The organism is Aeromicrobium sp. HA (assembly GCF_027171405.1).
Lineage (GTDB): Bacteria > Actinomycetota > Actinomycetes > Propionibacteriales > Nocardioidaceae > Aeromicrobium > Aeromicrobium tamlense.
Genome location: NZ_CP114372.1, coordinates 1,048,684 through 1,061,625, shown reverse-complemented (window position 1 = coordinate 1,061,625; position 12,942 = coordinate 1,048,684). Strand labels below are relative to the sequence as shown.

The window sequence follows — 12,942 nt, the reverse complement described above, 5'->3', positions numbered from 1 at the left end:
AGTCCCTGCACAAAGCCTGCAACGGCGGGGGAAAACGCACCTCAGACCGGGCGGAGGAGGCTGGTCTGGATCGCGACGACCGGCGGCACGATCGCGGACAGCCGCAGCCGGCGACGCGGTGGGGTCCGCCGGATCTCGCGGGCGACGAGCTCCTCCGCGGCGCCGATGGCGCCGACGACCTCGAGCTCGGTGGGCACGCGCACGTCGGCACCGGACGCCGCGGCGAGCTCGGCCACGCGCGCGAGGCTGCGGGCGTGGCGCTCCACCACGACATCGCGCTGGCGGCGCAAACGCTCCCCCGCGGCGTGGATCTCCACGACGAAGCTGCGCGCGAACGTCGGTCGCGCCTCGAGGCAGGCCGCGAGGCCCCGCACGCCGAGCTCGATCCGCTGCTCCCAGGCCGCGTCGTCGAGGGTCACGCCCTGGTCGCGGATGAACTGGACCAGCTGCTCGCTGATGGTCTCGTGGGCCGCGGCGAAGGCCTCCTCCTTGTCGGAGAAGCACCGGTAGAAGGTCGTGCGCGAGACGCGAGCCCGTCGGGTGATGCCCGTGACGGTGGCGCCGGCGAACCCCGCGTGCGCCACCTCGTCGGACACGGCCTGCAGGATGCGGCCGCGCTGCGAGGCGGCGACCTCGGACTCGGGGAGGGCCGCGCGCCCCCGCGGAAGTTCGAGCCGCTCCGGCAGCAGGCTCAGGGCGTCTTCGGGCACCCGGCACACATTATCCGCAGGAATCCCGGGGTGTCTCGGACTTTTCCCGCGACTGGACGCGGCCGACGGCGCAGAAATGTTGCTCCGCAGGGCTTCGCACGCAACGTTTCCGCGCTGAGCACGCAAGAAATTTCCGTTGTTTGCACCCTGACCCCTGCGTAGCGTTGACTTCATGAGTTCCGTCCCCTTCCTCGACGTTGCCAACACCGTGCGCTGGGTCCGCTCCCGCGGCGCCGAGGCCGTCATCGCCGGCATGACCGACGCCGTCGAGGCCGACTTCCGCCGCTGGCCGTCGTTCGACAAGACCCCGCGCGTGGCCGCGCACTCGTCCGAGGGCGTCATCGAGCTGATGCCCACGAGCGACGGCGTCGCGTACGGCTTCAAGTACGTCAACGGGCACCCCTCGAACCCCTCGTACGGCCTCCAGACCGTCACCGCGTTCGGCGTCCTGGCCGAGGTCTCCTCCGGCTACCCGACGTTCGTGGCCGAGATGACCGTCCTGACGGCGCTGCGCACCGCCGCCACCTCGGCGATGGCGGCCCGCCACCTCGCCCGTCCGGACTCTCGCGTCATGGCGATGATCGGCACCGGCTCCCAGGCCGAGTTCCAGGCGCTCGGCATGCGTGCGGCGCTGGGCATCACGTCACTGCGCGTCTGGGACGTCGACCCCGCCGCGATGGAGAAGTTCGTCCGCAACGCCGAGCCGCTCGGCTTCGAGGTCCACGTCGCGTCCAGCGCGGCCGACGCCGTGCGCGGCGCCGACGTCATCACGACCTGCACCGCCGACAAGCAGCGCGCCCTCGTCCTCACCGACGACATGGTGGCGCCCGGCGTGCACGTCAACGCGATCGGCGGCGACTGCCCCGGCAAGACCGAGCTCGACCCGGCGATCCTGCACCGCGCGGACGTCTTCGTGGAGTTCGAGCCGCAGACCCGCATCGAGGGCGAGATCCAGGCCGTCGCGGCCGACCATCCCGTCACCGAGCTCTGGCAGGTCGTCACCGGGCAGGCGACGGGTCGCCGCGACGCCGACGCCGTCACGGTCTTCGACTCGGTGGGCTTCGCGGTGGAGGACTTCGCGGCGCTGCGGTACGCGCACGAGTCCGTCGCCGGCACCGACCTCGTGGGGTGGCTCGACCTCATCGCCGACCCCGCCGACCCGAAGGACCTGTTCGGCCTCGTCGCCGGCGCGGACGTCCTCTCGGCCGCCCACTGATCCACCGATCGCGAAGAAGTCCGGCGTCGCTCTTGACGCCGGACTCTCCTCGGCATAACGTGCAACCAAATGGTTGTAAATACTCAGAACGAGCTGACCGACGCCGAGGTCGACCGCATCTTCCACGCCCTCGCCGACTCCACTCGACGCGACATCGTCCGCCGCACCCTCGTGGGCGAGGCGTCGGTGTCCCGTCTGGCCGACTCGTACGACATGTCGTTCGCCGCGGTGCAGAAGCACGTGGCCGTGCTGGAAGGGGCCGGACTGGTGACCAAGCACCGACAGGGCCGCGAACGACTGGTCCGGGGCAATCCGCACACGATCGCCCGGGCCCAACAGCTGCTCGACGAGTTCGAGCTCATCTGGCGCTCGCGCGTGGAGCGCCTCGACGCCCTCCTGGCCGAGGACGAACCCGATCCCTCCTGAAAGGCACGACCATGCCCATCACCTCCGTGTCCAAGGACACCGACGACCTCACGATGACCGTCGTCGCCGACTTCCCCGTGCCGGTGCGCCGGCTGTGGGACGCCTACGCCGACCCCCGCCAGCTCGAGCGCTTCTGGGGGCCCGTCGAGTGGCCCGCGACGTTCAGCCGGCATGACATGACGCCGGGCGGCGAGTCGCACTACGTCATGACCGGCCCGGACGGCGACCAGAGCGCCGGCTACTGGAAGTTCCGCTCGGTCGACGAGGGGAAGGGCTTCGAGGTCGAGGACGGCTTCTGCACCGACCCGGGCGTGCCGAACCCCGACATGCCGTCCATGCGGATGACCTTCGCGTTCGAGGAGACCGGCGAGGGCTCCCGCGTCACGACCACGACGTGGTTCGCCTCCCTGAAGGACCTCGAGGAGCTCATCGCCCAGGGCATGGAGGAGGGCATGACCTCCGCCATGAGCCAGATGGACGCCGTCGTGGCCGACCTGAGCTCGTTCGCCGCCTCCGTGGGCACCGAGAGCCAGCTGCTCGACGACACCCACGTGCGGATCACCCGCATCATCCGCGGCACGGTCGAGCAGGTGTGGCGCGCCCACACCGAGCCCGAGCTGCTGCGGCGCTGGCAGCTCGGGCCCGAAGGCTGGACGATGCCGGTGTGCGAGGTCGCCACGAACGTCGGCGACACCTACCGCTACGAGTGGGAGCAGGAGGGCGGCGAGAACCGCTTCGGCTTCACCGGCGAGCTGCTCGAGGTGAGCCCGCCCGTCCGTTCGGTCACCACCGAGCGGATGATCGGCATGGAGGGCGAGGGCACGATCAACGAGCTGACCCTCACCCCCGTCGAGGAGGGCACGCTCATGTCACTCTACGTCACCTACCCGAGCCGTGAGCTGCGTGACCAGATCCTGGCGACGGGCATGACCGACGGCATGGAGACCAGCTACGCACGGCTCGAGCGCGAGGTGCTCGCCCCGGCCTGACCCATCGCCTCATCGCAGCCGCAGGCTCACCACCGCGGCTGCGATGAAGCGGTCACACCCCTCGGGGCGGATGCGGCCCTCGACGAGGCGTGCGGGAACGGACAGGGACGGGCGGACCCGGCGGCGCCGGGTGGGCTTCGACTGGAGCATGGTCTGATCGAACAACCTCAACTAAGGTTCAGGTCAATGACTGTCCTCCTGACCCCGTCCCAGGTCGCCGAGCGAGCCGGCGTCGCGGTGTCCGCCCTGCACTTCTACGAGCGCGAGGGGCTCCTCACGTCCACGCGGACGGCGGGCAACCAGCGCCGCTACACACGCGACGTGCTGCGGCGCATCGCGTTCATCCGCACGTCGCAGCGCGTCGGGATCTCCCTGGCCGAGATCCGCGAGGCGCTCGCGTCCCTGCCGACCGACCACGCCCCGTCCAAGGCCGACTGGTCGCGGCTCTCGCGGCGCTGGCGCCGTTCGCTGGACGAGCGGATCGCCCGGCTCGAGCGGCTGCGCGACGACCTCGACGGCTGCATCGGCTGCGGCTGCCTGTCGCTCAGGACGTGCCGGCTGCGAAACCCCGACGACGCCCTCGCCGCCGACGGCGCCGGCCCTCGCCTCCTCGACCCCGACTGACGCTCAGACGTTGCGGCGGTACTGGCCGCCGACCTCGAAGAAGGCCTCGGTGACCTGCTGGAGCGAGCAGACCCGCGCGGCGTCCATCAGGACGGCGAAGACGTTCTCGTGGCTGGCGGCGGCCTCCTTGAGCCGTTCAAGGGCGGCCTCGGCCTCGCCGCGGTGCGCCTGTTGGAACGCGCGCAGGCGGCGCAGCTGCGACTCCTTCTCGCCCTCGGACGCCCGCGCGAGCGCGAGCTTCTGCGGCACCTCGTCGCCGTGCGGGTTCTTGAACGTGTTGACACCGACGATCGGCAGCGAGCCGTCGTGCTTGCGGTGCTCGTAGAGCATCGACTCGTCCTGGATGCGCCCGCGCTGGTAGCCGGTCTCCATCGCGCCGAGCACGCCGCCACGCTCGCTGATGGCCTCGAACTCGCGCAGCACGGCCTCCTCGACGAGCTCGGTGAGCTCCTCGATGACGAAGGACCCCTGCAGCGGGTTCTCGTTGGCGGCCAGCCCCCACTCGCGGTTGATGATGAGCTGGATCGCGAGCGCCCGGCGCACCGACTCCTCCGACGGCGTCGTGACGGCCTCGTCGAAGGCGTTGGTGTGCAGGCTGTTGGCGTTGTCGTAGATCGCGATGAGCGCCTGCAGCGTGGTGCGGATGTCGTTGAAGTCCATCTCCTGCGCGTGCAGGGACCGGCCCGACGTCTGCACGTGGTACTTCAGCTTCTGGCTGCGCTCCCCCGCGCCGTACTTCTCCTTCATCGCGACCGCCCAGATCCGGCGGGCGACCCGGCCGAGGACCGAGTACTCGGGGTCCATGCCGTTGCTGAAGAAGAACGACAGGTTGGGGGCGAAGTCGTCGATCGCCATGCCGCGGGCGAGGTAGGACTCCACGTACGTGAACCCGTTCGCGAGCGTGAACGCCAGCTGGCTGATGGGGTTCGCCCCGGCCTCGGCGATGTGATAGCCCGAGATCGACACGGAGTAGAAGTTCCGGACGCCGTGCTCGATGAACCACTCCTGGATGTCGGCCATCATCCGCAGGCTGAACTCGGTGGAGAACAGGCACGTGTTCTGGCCCTGGTCCTCCTTGAGGATGTCGGCCTGCACCGTGCCGCGCACCTGCCGCAGCGCCTCGGCGGCGTCGATGCCCTTCTCGGCGGCCTGGTCGATCACGGCGTTGAGGAAGAACGCCAGCACCGTGGGCGCCGGGCCGTTGATCGTCATCGACACCGAGGTCGACGGATCGAGGAGGTCGAAGCCGTCGTACAGGACCTTCATGTCGTCCAGGGTCGCGACGGAGACGCCCGACGTGCCGACCTTGCCGTAGATGTCGGGGCGCAGGTCGGGGTCTCGGCCGTAGAGGGTCACCGAATCGAAGGCCGTGGACAGCCGCGTGGCGGGCTGGCCCTCGCTGAGCAGCTTGAAGCGGCGGTTCGTGCGGAACGGGTCGCCCTCGCCGGCGAACATGCGGGCGGGGTCCTCGTTGTCGCGCTTGAAGGTGAACACGCCCGCCGTGAACGGGAAGAAGCCGGGCAGGTTCTCACACCGCAAGAAGCGGACGAGGTCGCCGTGTGAGCGGTACCGCGGCAGGCTCACCCGGCGCAGCCGGTTGCCCGAGAGCGTCTCGCGCACGAGCGAGAACCGCAGCTCACTGTCACGGACCCGCACGACCTGCTCGTCGCCGGAGTACGCCTCCACAACGGCAGGCCAGGCGTCGAGGGACTCGCGCACCGGGGCCGGGAGCTCGTCCTGGGCGCGGCGCACGGCCTCGGCCAGACCCGGTTCGTCGGGCAGCTCGGCCGCCGCCGCGGCGAGGTGCTGCGCCCGGTCGGCCGCGTCGGCCCAGCGCTCGGTCTCGTCGTGGAAGTCGCGCACGGTCTCGGCGATCTCGGCCAGGTACCGCACCCGCTGGGGCGGCACGAGGTGGTGCTCGTCACTGGAGTGCCGCACCGACACCTCCGGCAGGACGCCCGGCTCGATGCCCAGCACCGACCGCAGCTCCTGGTAGAGCGCCGTCACGCCGTCGTCGTTGAAGTGCGCCGCCGACGTGCCGAACACCGGCATGTCCGACGGCTGCTGCCCGAACGCCTCGCGGTTGCGCACCAGCTGGCGACCCACGTCGCGCAGCGCGTCCTTCGCGCCGCGGCGCTCGAACTTGTTGATGGCCACCACGTCGGCGAAGTCGAGCATGTCGGTCTTCTCCAGCTGGCTGGCGGCGCCGAACTCCGGCGTCATGACGTACAGCGAGGCGTCGACGTACGGCAGGATGCCGGCGTCGCCCTGGCCGATGCCGGGCGTCTCGACGATCACCAGGTCGTTGCCCGCCGCCTTCAGCACGGCGATCACGTCGGTGAGGTGGTCGGGCACCTCGTGGCTGCCGCGCGTCGCGAGCGACCGGAACGACACCGGCCCGCCGATCGCGTTCATCCGGATGCGGTCGCCCAGCAGCGCGCCGCCGCCCTTGCGTCGCGTGGGGTCGATGGCCACGACCGCCACCCGCAGCTTGTCGCCGTGGTCGAGACGCAGCCGGCGCACCAGCTCGTCGGTCAGCGAGCTCTTGCCCGATCCGCCGGTGCCGGTGATGCCGAGGACGCGGGCGGTCGAGCGGCCGGCGCCGGTCGTGATCGCCGCGGTGAGGTCGGGACCGAGGCGCCCGGACTCGGCGGCTGTCAGGGCCCGCGCGACCGAGGCGCGGTCACCCGCCAGCACGGCGTCCGCCGCGGGCAGCCCCGCCTCGACGAGGTCGACGTCGCAGGCCTCGACGAGGGTGTTGATCATCGCCGCCAGGCCGAGCCGCTGGCCGTCCTGCGGGCTGAAGATCGTCACGCCGGCGCTGCGCAGGCGGGCGATCTCGTCCGGCACGATGACGCCGCCGCCCCCGCCGAAGACCCGCACGTGGCCGGCGCCGCGCTCGGCCAGCAGCTGCACGAGGTACTCGAAGTACTCCACGTGACCGCCCTGGTAGGAGCTCACGGCGACGCCCTGGACGTCCTCCTCCACGGCGGCGTCCACGATCTCGGCGACCGAGCGGTTGTGACCGAGGTGGATCACCTCGGCGCCCTGCGACTGCAGGATCCGTCGCATGATGTTGATGCTCGCGTCGTGCCCGTCGAACAGGCTTGAGGCGGTGACGAAACGCACTGGATTCACGGGGACGTGCATGGCGACCTCATCAATTACTAGGATGTCCTAGCAATATACTCGGACGTCCGAGCATTGACCATGGGTCAGCGCCGCGCGATGCGGTGAATGGTGAAGGAGAGGACGAGGTCAGTGCCCCCGCGATCGGGGGGTGAGCGGGGGCACCGACCTGTCGGACGGGGTTCGGTCGGGGGAGACGAACCACACCGTCATGGGCAAAAGTACACCGCGAGTACAACTGTCCCGCCACCACCACGAGCGTGTCGGGACGTGGCCTGCGTCACGGTCGGTGCATGACGGCCGTGACGATCTCCCGGATCGGCGGGGCGACGGCGGCGAGGTCGAGGTCCTCGTCGTGTCGCTGGCTGCGCACCCGCCGCGCGACGAGCTCGTCGAACGCGCCGATCAGGGCGCGGAGGACGTCGTGCTCGGGCAGCCGGATCGTGGGGTCGTCGGCCGACGACACCTTCGCCAGCTCGTGCAGGATCTGCACGTGCCGTTCGAGCATCTCCTCGCGCTGGCGTGCCAGCCGCTCCCCCGCCGCGAGGATCTCGACGAAGAAGCAGACGGTGAACGACCGCGCGGTCTCCAGCACGTGGAGGTAGCTGGCGAGCACCGTGGCGATGCGCTCGTCGAACTCGAGGTCGGGCCGGGTGAGCGCCGGCTCCCACACCCGCGTGAGGGCCAGGTCGCTGGCGTGCCAGTGCGCGGCGGCAAAGGCCTCCTCCTTGTCGGCGAAGGCGTCGTAGAACGAGGAGCGCGAGACGTGGGCCCGCTTCGTGATCGCGGCGACGGTGGCGGCGGCGTAGCCCGACTCGGCGACCTCGTCGAGCGCGGCCTGCATGATGCGGCCCCGGCGGGAGGCCTCCACGTCGGACTTCGACAGGGCCGATCGGCCGCGGGGCAGGTCGAGGCGATCGGGCAGCAGGCTGAGCAGACCGTCGTCCTCCATTCCCGCAGGATAGGTGGGCGCGGACGGCCTGTCCGGCGCTTCGGCAGACGCCGGCGATCAGGCGCGCGCCTCGACCCGGCTCCACCCGTCGGCGGTGCGCTCGACGGCGAGTTGCGCGGGCAGGCGCTCCTTCATCGTCTCGACGTGGCTGATGAGCCCGATCGTGCGGCCGTTCTGACGCAGCCCGTCGAGGGTCTGCATCGCGACCTCGAGCGTCTCGGCGTCGAGCGAGCCGAAGCCCTCGTCGATGAACAGGGTGTCCAGCGTGATGCCTCCGGCACGGTTGGTGACGACCTCGGCCAGGCCCAGCGCGAGCGCCAGCGACGCGAGGAACTTCTCGCCGCCCGAGAGCGACTCGGGGCTGCGGGTGACGCCCGTGTACTCGTCGCGGACCCGGACCTCGAGTCCGGAGTTCGAGCCACGGGTGGCGGTGACGTCGCTGCGCTCGAGTGCATAGCGGCCGCTGGACATCGCGTGCAGGCGCAGGTTGGCCGCGACGACGATCTGCTCGAGCTCGGCGGCCAGGACGTAGCTCTCGAGGCGCATCCGCCGCGTGTTGGGCGACTCACCGTGCACCGACCGGGCCAGCCGGTCGAGGACCGCGAGCTCCGCACGGGCCTGCGCGTGCGTGGCCCACGCGCTTCGGATCGTGGTGGCGAGCCGGTGCGCCGTGACGGCGCTGGTCTCGACCGAGCCGTAGCGGATCGTGGCGGCCTCGCAGGTCTCGCGCGCCTGCGCGTGCACCGCCTGCGGGCCCTGGATGTCGACCGGCTCGGCGGGCAGGTCCTGTAGCTCGGGAGCGGCGAGGGCGGTCTGGCTGGCCACCCGCAGCGCCTCGTGCTTCTCGATGCGTCGGCTGAGGTCGGCGATCGCGGCCGCGTCGAGGCGCGCCTGGGCGAACTCGCCCTCGTCGGCGAAGCCGTTCTGGTCGAGCGTGGCGGCGAGGGTCTCGCCGCATTCCCGGAGGCGCTCGCGCGCACCCTCGTCGGCGGCGCGGGCCTCGACGAGACGGCTCGTGGCCTCGAGGTGGCCGGTGACGACGGCGATGCGCTCCACGACCGAGCCGGAGTCGCCACGGACCCGGGCGACCGTGGCGGCCAGGGCGTCGGCCTGCTGCTCGGTGGTGGCGGCGCGCTGCTGGACCGCCGCCCGCTGCACCCCGAGATCGGCCAGCGCTGCGGCGATGCGCTCCTTGGCGGCTCGCGAGTCGACGCGCTCCTGCTCGGCCTGCTGGGCCCGGGCCAGCGCGTCCTCGGCCTCGCGCACCGCGGCGGTGAGCTCGTCGAGGGGACGGACCTCGGCCCAGCCCTGCACCGTGGCCCGAAGCGCCGCCGCCTGCTCGCCCGCGCGACGGGCCGCGTGGTCGGCGCGGTCGAACGCCTGCCGCGCCTCGTCGAGCGCCTCCTCGGTGACGTGCCCGTCGGCCAGGACGGCCGGCGCCGGGTGCTCGGCCGAGCCGCAGACCGCACACGGCTCGCCCTTGACGAGCGCCTGGGCCAGGGTGCCGGCGTACTCGGCGAGGCGACGCTCGTTGAGCGAGTCCAGGACCGTGGAGGCCGCCGTGCGGGCCTTGCCGCGCTGCAGCTCCTCGACCTGCGCCGCGGCGAGCTCTCGCTCGGCGGCGGCGCGCTTGCGGGCGAGGGCGAGCTCGTCGCGCAGCCGCTCGAGGGCGGACCCCGCCTGCTCGGCCGAGACGTCGACCTCGCGCTCGAGGACCGCGTCGTGGTGGAGGGCCTGGGCCGCGAGGTCGTCGGCCCGCCGCCCGAGGTCGTCGAGCTGCTCGGTCAGGGTGCCCGCGAGGGCCCGCAGGCGCTCCAGCTCCTGCTCGTCGGCGAGGCGGGCCGTGAGCACCGCGAGGTCGGACGTGAGCCGGTCGCGGTGCTGGACGAGGTCGGTCGGCGGCGGACCGTCGACGACCTCCTCGAATCCCGCCAGCGCCGCGGCGAGCCCGGCCGCGGCCTCCTCGGCACGGGCCGCGGCGACGACCCGGGCCCGGTGCGCCACCTCGACCGACTGGGCGGCCACGGCGAGGTCGCGACGGACACGGTCGGCCGCGATCGCCGGCGCCTGCTGCACCACGAGGGTCATCGCCTCGGTGGCACGGGCGAAGCGGCGCTGGCGCTCGGCCAGCTCGGTGGCCTGCTGCAGCAGCTCGGCGGCGGCCTCGACCTCCTTGGTGGCCTGGTCGAGGTCGCCCCTGGCGAGCTCGACGTCGGCGTCGTGCGTCTCGAGGACCTGGGCGATCCACGCCTCGTCGACCTCCTCGGGCACGTCCCGTCCCGCGTGCTGGGCCAGGGCGGAGATCGTGGCGGCGGTGCCGGACTCGGCCTCGCGCAGGGACTGTCGCAGGGCGCCGGCGCGGCGCTGCAGCTCGACGTCGTAGTCGCTGAAGCGCTCGCTGCGGAACAGGGTGCGCAGCAGCTTCTGGCGGTCCTCACTGGAGGCGACGAGGAAGCGCTGGAAGTCGCCCTGCGCGAGCAGGACGACCTGGAGGAACTGGTCGCAGCGCAGCGGCAGGATCTCGTGCAGCTCCTCGCCGACGGTGCGCGGCTGGGCCGCGATCCCGACCCACTGATCGCCCTCACGCACCGACAGCTCGGCGGTGGCCTTCTCGCGGGTCATGCCGGTGCCGCGCACCTTCGGCCGCGGGTACTCGGGCGTGCGGACGACGCGGTAGGTGCGACCGGCCGCACTGAAGACGAGCTCGACCCGCGTGGGCTCGTCGGGCGTGCAGTGCGTGCTGCGCACCTGCTTGCCGCCGCCGGTGGCGTAGCGCGGGGCCGAGTCGTAGAGGGCGTAGACGACCGCGTCGAGGATGCTGGACTTGCCCGCGCCCGTGCGGCCGGTGATGAGGAAGATGCCGTGGGCGGCGAACGTGTCGAGGTCGACGGTCTGCGTCTGACGGAACGGGCCGAACCCCGTCATCGAGACCTGGTGGATCCTCATCGCGCCGCCTCGGTGCCGGCGACGTGGCCGACGAGGTCGTCGAGGATCGCGGCCTCGGCCTCGGTGGGACCCTCTCCCCCGCGCACGAACGACAGGAACTCGGCCATGACCTGCTGGTCGGTGAGCGTGGCGAGCCGACGGGGATCCGTGGGCGCCACAGAGTCGTCGACCCGGCTGGGGCGGAACTCCAGCAGGGCGCAGTGCGGGAAGCGACGCTGCAGCCGGCGCATGGGGTCGTCAGGACGCGCGTCGTCGGTGAGGATGGCGCGGACCCACGACGACTCGTGCGCCGCGTGCGCGGCGTCGGTGAGCAGCTCGTCGAGGGTGCCGGTGAGCGTGGCGAGCGGCCGCGGGACCGGCAGGTCGAGCCAGTCCACGGCGCCGAGGCCGTCGGCGTCGAGGGTGACGAGCCACGCGCCGCGCGGCTTGTCCTGCTCGGAGAACGACAGGTGCAGCGGCGCGCCGCTGTAGCGGACGTGGGGCGCGAGCGTGTGTCGACCGTGGATGTGGCCGAGCGCCGCGTAGGTGACGCCGTCGAACGTGGGCACGGGCACGCGGTCGAGGCCGCCGGCGGTGATGCCGCGCTCGGACTCGCACGACTCGCCCTCGGCGCCGGAGACGAAGGTGTGCGCCAGCACGACCGAGCGACCGCCGCGCTCGGCGAGGTCGGCCCGGATGTTGTCGAGCGCGAACCCGATCGCGTCGGCCTGGTGCGCGAGGCGCTGGTCGGGCCACACGTGGCGGATCAGCGCGGGCTCGAGGTAGGCGATGCCGTAGAAGTGCACGGGCCCGTGCTCGTCCTCGAGCGTGACGGGGGTGGCGTGGTCCTCGGGTCGGGTGACGACGTGGACGCCGGACTCGCGCGCGAAGGCGGCCTTGGCGCCCAGTCGCGCCGGCGAGTCGTGGTTGCCCGACGTGACGACCACCGCGGCGCCCGTGCGACGCAGGGCGATCAGCACGCGGTCGAGCTCCTCGACCGCGGCGGCCGACGGGGTGGACGAGTCGAAGACGTCGCCCGCCACGACCACGACGTCGACCGCATGGTCGCGCACGGCCTCCACGAGCGCGTCGAGCACCGAGGCGAGGGCCTCGGCGGTCGAGTGCTGGTGGAACGTCCGGCCGATGTGCCAGTCGGACGTGTGGAGGATCTTCACGTCTTCGACGCTAGCCAGCGGCTCGGACAATTCGGTGCACCGCACCGGGCGGGTCGCCGCGGCGTCGGCCACATCCGCCTCCCGCTAGGGTTCAGGCCATGGCGATCGTCCTGCTGGTCCGGCACGGTCGGTCCACCGCGAACACGTCCGGCACCCTCGCGGGCCGGCTCCCCGACATCCACCTCGACGACCTCGGGCGCGAGCAGGTCGAGACCACCGGCGCCCGTCTCGCGGACGTCCCGGTGGCCGACGTGGTCACCAGCCCCCTCGAGCGCTGCCGCGAGACCGCCGCCGCGATCGCCGGACGCCACGGCATCGAGCCCACCGTCGACGAGGCGATCACCGAGTGCGGCTACGGCGACTGGCAGGGCCGGGCCCTGAAGGAGCTCGCCGCCGAGGACCTGTGGAAGACCGTCCAGCTCCACCCCGCGGCCGCGGCCTTCCCGGGCGGCGAGTCGCTCGCGGCCATGCAGGCGCGCGGCGTCGCGGCCGTCCGCGGCCATGACGCACGGGTCGCGGCCGAGCACGGCGACGAGGCCGTGTGGGTCGCGGTCTCGCACGGCGACGTCATCAAGGCGGTCCTGGCCGATGCCCTCGGCATGCACCTCGACCTCTTCCAGCGCCTGCACGTGGACCCGGCCTCCGTGTCGATCGTCCGCTACGGGTCGCGCCGGCCCGACGTCGTCGCGGTCAACACCTCGGCCGGCGACCTGTCGTGGCTCAAGGCCGCCGAGCCCTCCGCCGACGCTGCGGTGGGCGGCGGCGCGGGTCCTCGTGCCTGATCGCATGAGCCGTG

At 72.2% G+C, this 12,942-nt stretch carries 11 protein-coding genes; 5 read left to right on the top strand and 6 right to left on the bottom strand.

Going from position 1 to position 12,942, the window contains the following annotated elements; all coding sequences use genetic code 11:
* Nucleotides 1-41 precede the first annotated feature (41 nt).
* On the bottom strand, nucleotides 42-710 hold the full coding sequence (locus O3S82_RS05155) for a TetR/AcrR family transcriptional regulator (protein WP_269306097.1): 669 nt from the start codon (nucleotides 708-710) through the stop codon (nucleotides 42-44).
* Nucleotides 711-882: 172 nt separating this feature from the next.
* On the opposite strand from O3S82_RS05155, the gene O3S82_RS05150 reads away from it, so the two are divergent.
* From O3S82_RS05150 to O3S82_RS05140, 3 genes are all read left to right on the top strand, one after another.
* Nucleotides 883-1,926 (top strand): ornithine cyclodeaminase, encoded by a 1,044-nt coding sequence (locus O3S82_RS05150; protein ID WP_179425655.1) that lies wholly within the window; start codon nucleotides 883-885, stop codon nucleotides 1,924-1,926.
* 69 nt (nucleotides 1,927-1,995) lie between these two features.
* Entirely contained in the window at nucleotides 1,996-2,352 is a 357-nt protein-coding gene (locus tag O3S82_RS05145; RefSeq protein ID WP_269306094.1) for an ArsR/SmtB family transcription factor, read from the top strand.
* Between the two features lie 11 nt (nucleotides 2,353-2,363).
* Nucleotides 2,364-3,341: an SRPBCC family protein gene (locus tag O3S82_RS05140; protein WP_179425659.1), complete on the top strand. Its 978-nt coding sequence runs from the start codon at nucleotides 2,364-2,366 to the stop codon at nucleotides 3,339-3,341.
* 9 nt (nucleotides 3,342-3,350) lie between these two features.
* On the opposite strand, the gene O3S82_RS05135 is transcribed toward O3S82_RS05140, so the two are convergent.
* A complete protein-coding gene (locus O3S82_RS05135; protein WP_269306091.1) occupies nucleotides 3,351-3,491 on the bottom strand; it encodes a hypothetical protein in 141 nt (46 codons plus the stop codon).
* 36 nt (nucleotides 3,492-3,527) lie between these two features.
* Here O3S82_RS05135 and soxR point away from each other — a divergent pair, with 36 nt between their 5' ends.
* Complete coding sequence (gene soxR, locus O3S82_RS05130; protein WP_269306089.1) at nucleotides 3,528-3,965, top strand: redox-sensitive transcriptional activator SoxR; 438 nt, start codon at nucleotides 3,528-3,530, stop codon at nucleotides 3,963-3,965.
* A 3-nt stretch (nucleotides 3,966-3,968) separates the two neighbouring features.
* On the opposite strand, the gene icmF is transcribed toward soxR, so the two are convergent.
* The 4 genes from icmF to O3S82_RS05110 form a co-directional block, all read right to left on the bottom strand.
* Entirely contained in the window at nucleotides 3,969-7,115 is a 3,147-nt protein-coding gene (gene icmF / locus O3S82_RS05125; RefSeq protein ID WP_269306087.1) for a fused isobutyryl-CoA mutase/GTPase IcmF, read from the bottom strand.
* Nucleotides 7,116-7,374: 259 nt separating this feature from the next.
* On the bottom strand, nucleotides 7,375-8,046 hold the full coding sequence (locus O3S82_RS05120; protein ID WP_179425667.1) for a TetR/AcrR family transcriptional regulator: 672 nt from the start codon (nucleotides 8,044-8,046) through the stop codon (nucleotides 7,375-7,377).
* Between the two features lie 57 nt (nucleotides 8,047-8,103).
* Nucleotides 8,104-10,992 carry an AAA family ATPase gene (locus tag O3S82_RS05115; RefSeq protein WP_269306085.1) on the bottom strand — a complete coding sequence of 963 codons (2,889 nt, stop codon included), beginning with the start codon at nucleotides 10,990-10,992 and terminating at the stop codon, nucleotides 8,104-8,106.
* Complete coding sequence (locus O3S82_RS05110) at nucleotides 10,989-12,146, bottom strand: exonuclease SbcCD subunit D (RefSeq protein WP_269306082.1); 1,158 nt, start codon at nucleotides 12,144-12,146, stop codon at nucleotides 10,989-10,991. Before O3S82_RS05110 ends, O3S82_RS05115 begins: the two co-directional genes overlap by 4 nt.
* Nucleotides 12,147-12,244: 98 nt before the next feature.
* Here O3S82_RS05110 and O3S82_RS05105 point away from each other — a divergent pair, with 98 nt between their 5' ends.
* Nucleotides 12,245-12,928: a histidine phosphatase family protein gene (locus O3S82_RS05105; RefSeq protein ID WP_179425673.1), complete on the top strand. Its 684-nt coding sequence runs from the start codon at nucleotides 12,245-12,247 to the stop codon at nucleotides 12,926-12,928.
* Nucleotides 12,929-12,942 lie beyond the last annotated feature (14 nt).